This window comes from Streptomyces sp. SID3212 (genome assembly GCF_009865405.1).
Taxonomy (GTDB): Bacteria; Actinomycetota; Actinomycetes; order Streptomycetales; family Streptomycetaceae; genus Streptomyces.
In genome coordinates, this window is the sequence record NZ_WWJY01001055.1 from 1 (window position 1) to 4460 (window position 4460).

Here is a 4460-nt window from a genome sequence, read left to right on the forward strand (position 1 = left end):
GACCGGCTGCCGCCGCTGGTGTCGGCCGTCGGCGCGGCGGGGCACCCCGTCGTGTGGCTGAGCGACCCGATGCACGGCAACACCGTGACCGGTCCCGGCGGCCTGAAGACCCGGCTGGTCACCCAGGTCGCCCAGGAGGTCGAGGAGTTCCACGCCGCCGTGACGGGCGAGGGCGGGATCACGGGCGGACTGCACCTGGAGACCACACCGGACCCGGTGACGGAGTGTGTGGCCACCCAGGACGACCTCCAGGAACTCGGCACCAAGTACACCAGCCTGTGCGACCCGCGCCTGAACCCGCGCCAGGCGGTCGCGATCGCCTCGGCCTGGCGCGGCTGACCACCCGCGCCGGAGAGACAAGAAGGACGAGAGACATCCATGCCAGGTATTCCCCCCATCACGCCGTATCCGATGCCCGCGCAGGGCGACCTGCCCGCGAACACCGCCGACTGGACCGTGGACCCCGGCCGGGCGGTCCTGCTCCTCCACGACATGCAGCGCTTCTTCCTGCGGCCCTTCCCCACCGGCCAGGCACCCGGTGACGACCTGGTGCGCAACACGGCCCTGATCCGCGACCGCTGCGCCGCCCTGGGCGTACCGGTCGCGTACACCGCGCAGCCCGGCCGTATGACACCCGAAGAGCGCGGTCTGCTCCTGGACTTCTGGGGCCCGGGCATGCGCACGGACGCGGTGGACCGGGAGGTCGTCCCGGAGCTGGCCCCCGCCGACGGCGACTGGCTGCTGACCAAATGGCGCTACAGCGCGTTCTTCAGGACCGATCTCCTGGAACGGATGCGGGCCCACGACCGTGACCAGCTCATCGTCTGCGGCGTGTACGCGCACGTCGGCGTGCTGATGACCGCCGTGGAGGCGTTCACCCACGACATCCGTACCTTCCTGGTGGCCGACGCCGTCGCCGACTTCTCCGAGTCCTACCACCGGCTGGCGTTGGAGTACGCGGCCGAGCGCTGCGCCCTGGTCACCACCGCCAAGTCCCTGCTGGACGGGCTCGGCGGAGGTGCGTCCGGATGACCGGCGACCTGCTGGCACAGGTGCTCCAGGGGCAGCCGTCCGCGTACGCGCTGCTCCACCGCCCCGAGAGCGCGGGCGACACCCTGGAGGTGCTGCTCGGCGCGGTGTCCACGGCGGACACGCTCGCCGGGATCCCCCTCCCGGACCCGGTGCCGCCCGCGGCGGGGCGCCGGCACGACACGCTGGTGATCGTCCCCTACCGGCAGCTCGGGGAGCGCGGGTTCGCCGCCCCCGACGACGGCGCGCCGCTGCTCACCATGGCGGTCGCCGCCCAGGAGCGGCTGCCGCTGCGGGAGGCGCTGCGCCGGCTCCCCGACGACGCCGTGACCCTCGCCGGCGGGCACTTCGAGCCGGACGACGAGCGTTACGCGGGCCTGGTGCGCAGAGTCATCGACGAGGAGATCGGCCGGGGCGAGGGGGCCAACTTCGTCCTCAGGCGTTCCTTCGTCGCCGACATCACCGGGTACGGTCCGCACAGCGCCCTGTCGTTCTTCCGGCGCCTGCTGGAGCGGGAGTCGGGGGCGTACTGGACCTATCTGGTCCACACCGGGACCCGTACCTTCGTCGGGGCCAGTCCGGAGCGGCACATCAGCGTCCAGGACGGCACCGCCGTGATGAACCCGATCAGCGGCACGTACCGCTACCCGACCTCGGGCCCCGCCCTGTCCGGGGTGATGGACTTCCTCGCCGACCGCAAGGAGTCGGACGAGCTGTACATGGTGGTGGACGAAGAGCTGAAGATGATGGCCCGGATCTGCGACACGGGCCTACGGGTGGTCGGGCCGTACCTCAAGGAGATGGCCCGGCTGGCCCACACGGAGTACTTCATCGAGGGCCGCACCGGCCGTGACGTACGGGAGATCCTGCGCGAGACGCTGTTCGCGCCGACGGTGACCGGGAGCCCCCTGGAGAGCGCCGCCAAGGTGATCGCCCGGTACGAACCGGAGGGGCGCGGCTACTACAGCGGCGTGCTGGCCGTCATCGGCCGGGACGAGCACGGCGGCCGTACGCTCGACTCGGCCATCCTCATCCGTACGGCCGACATCGACGCGGCCGGGCGGCTGCGGGCCGGGGTGGGCGCCACCCTCGTACGCCACTCCGACCCCCGGTCCGAGGTCGCCGAGACCCGGGTGAAGGCGGCGGGCCTGCTCAGCGCGCTCCAGGCCCTGGTGCCCGACCGCTTCGCCGACCATCCGGAGGTCCGTCAGGCGCTGGCGCGGCGCAACGACACCATCGCCGGGTTCTGGCTGGGCGACGGCCGCGGGCCCGGGCACACGGTGCCGGGACTGGCCGGGCGCACGGTGCTGGTCGTCGACGCCGAGGACACCTTCACCTCGATGATCGACCATCAACTCCGTTCCATGGGGCTCACGGTGACGGTCCGGCGCTTCGACGAGCCGTACCGCTTCGACGCGTACGACCTGGTCGTCCTGGGCCCCGGGCCCGGCGACCCGCGCGACGGCGGCCATCCCAAGATCGCCCGTCTGCGGTCGGCGGTCGACATCCTGCTGCGGGAGCGGCGTCCCTTCCTCGCGGTCTGCCTCAGCCACCAGGTTCTGAGCACCCGCCTGGGGCTCGACCTGGCCCGCCGCACCGTGCCGAACCAGGGAGTCCAGCAGGAGATCGACCTGTTCGGGCGCCGGGAGCGGGTCGGCTTCTACAACACCTTCGCCGCCCGCGCCGACGACGACACCCTCGACCATCCCCGGCTGGGCGGCGTGCGGTTCAGCCGGGACAAGGAGAGCGGCGAGATCCACGCGATGCTCGGCGACGGCTTCGCCTCCCTGCAGTTCCATCCCGAATCCGTGCTCACCGAGGACGGCCTGCGCATCTTCGGCGGGTTCCTGACGGAGGTGCTGCGCGCCCGCGTGGGGTGACCGGGCGGCAGGTGTGACATGCCGCGGACCGGGTACCGGCCACCGTAACGGAACAAGACAATCTGGTGTGGCAGTGATGGACGTCACCGCGCCCGGCCGCCGGGTGGGGCATCGTTGCGAACCGGTCCTTCGGTCCGGGCGGTCCCCAGCCGGCGGGCTCGCGTATCTCGGTGTCGTCAACGGGAGAGCACATGTCCGAAGCCGTCAAGTTGCACGGACGCGAGGACGAACAACGGCGCCTGGGAGGCTTCCTCACCCGGGCCGGGAGCGACTCACCCCCTGTCCTGATCGTCGACGGCCAGCCCGGAATCGGCAAGAGCCGGCTGCTGCACGAAGCGGCGCACCGCGCCCGGCAACAGGGCCTGGCGGTCCGTCACCACTCCATGCCCGATCTCAGGGCCCTCGTGTCCACCGGCATGGCGCACCGACCGGGCTCCCCCGGCCACCGCACGCTGATCGTCGTGGACGACGTGGAGACGCTCACCGCCGCGGAGTTGAACGCCCTGGTCCGTTTCACCCGGCGGGACCTGCCCGTGGCACCGGCCCTGCTGCTCGCCCGGGACGCCAAGACCCGGCGCGCGTCGTTCGAACGGCCCCTCCAGGCGGCGGGCGGTGCCCCCGTGGACCGGCTGGAGCTGGACCCGCTGGCCGGCGGGGCGGTGCGCGGCCTGGTCCGTGACCTCATCGGCGTACCGCCCAAAGCGGGGCTGCTGGACGTGGTGAACTGCGCCAACGGCAATCCCCGGCTGATCGTGGAGCTGGTCGAGGGGCTCACCGAGGAAGGGCGCATCGGCCCCGAGGGAGAGCTTCTGCGCCTCACTCCGGGGCGGCTCCCCATCCGCGTCCAGGGCCTGATCCACGACCAACTGCGCCAGCTGTCCCGGGAGTCGGTGCAACTACTGCGGGTCGGCACGATCCTGGGCCGCACCTTTCCGCTGTCGGGGGCCGCGGTCATGCTGGGGACCGGTACGGCCGGGCTGCTCTCCGCCCTGGAGGAGACCGCGGCGGCCGGGCTGCTGACCTTCGCCGACGACGGGGTGAGCTTCCAGCATCCGCTGGTGCGGCGCGCGGTGTACGAGTCGATTCCCGAAGGCGTACGCGCCACCCTCCACCACGAGGCGCGGCAGCTCACCGTCCGGCCCGCCGCTCCCGTCGAGGACTTCGCCGAACCCTTACGCCAGGAAGAGACGCCGGAGCGGTACGGCACGGGGACGCCCGGCGGCGGGCGGACGGTGGGAGCGGTCCGTACCCTCCTGCGGACCGGCCATGTCGAAGCGGCCGTCCTGCTCGTCCGCGGTGTCCTGGACCGGCGGCTCCCGGCGCACGAGGAGATGGTCCTCGAACTCCTCATGACCGACATCCTCCTGAGCAGCGGACACGCGGGAGTGGTGTTCGCGGCCGGCGCACCCCGCGCGCGGGCCGGTTCCGGCCCGCGTACTTCCGGCCCGCGTACTTCCGGCCCGCGTACCGAAAGCTGTGCCGACCTCGCGATCGACCGGCTGGCGGGCGCCGGCCCCGAGGCCGCGCGGGTCGCGGCGGCGGCGCTGTCCG

Annotated in this window: 4 protein-coding genes; all 4 read left to right on the forward strand. The window is 72.6% G+C overall.

Annotated features, from left to right (window positions below):
• Positions 1–339: 3-deoxy-7-phosphoheptulonate synthase (locus GT042_RS31510; RefSeq protein ID WP_202534311.1), on the forward strand; the 339-nt coding region annotated here is incomplete at its 5' end.
• 39 nt (positions 340–378) lie between these two features.
• Positions 379–1032, forward strand: coding sequence for an isochorismatase family protein (locus GT042_RS31515; RefSeq protein ID WP_161312104.1), 654 nt, complete (start codon positions 379–381; stop codon positions 1030–1032).
• A complete protein-coding gene (locus GT042_RS31520) occupies positions 1029–2909 on the forward strand; it encodes an anthranilate synthase family protein (protein ID WP_161312105.1) in 1881 nt (626 codons plus the stop codon). The genes GT042_RS31515 and GT042_RS31520 overlap by 4 nt, the downstream gene beginning before the upstream one ends.
• 191 nt (positions 2910–3100) lie before the next feature.
• A partial coding sequence (locus tag GT042_RS31525; RefSeq protein ID WP_161312106.1) for an AAA family ATPase occupies positions 3101–4460 on the forward strand: 1360 nt, incomplete at its 3' end.

Coding starts and splice junctions, on each gene's coding strand:
- GT042_RS31520 (WP_161312105.1), top strand. CDS start 1,029: ATGACCGGCGACCTGCTGGCACAGGTGCTCCAGGGGCAGCCGTCCGCG.
- GT042_RS31515 (WP_161312104.1), top strand. CDS start 379: ATGCCAGGTATTCCCCCCATCACGCCGTATCCGATGCCCGCGCAGGGC.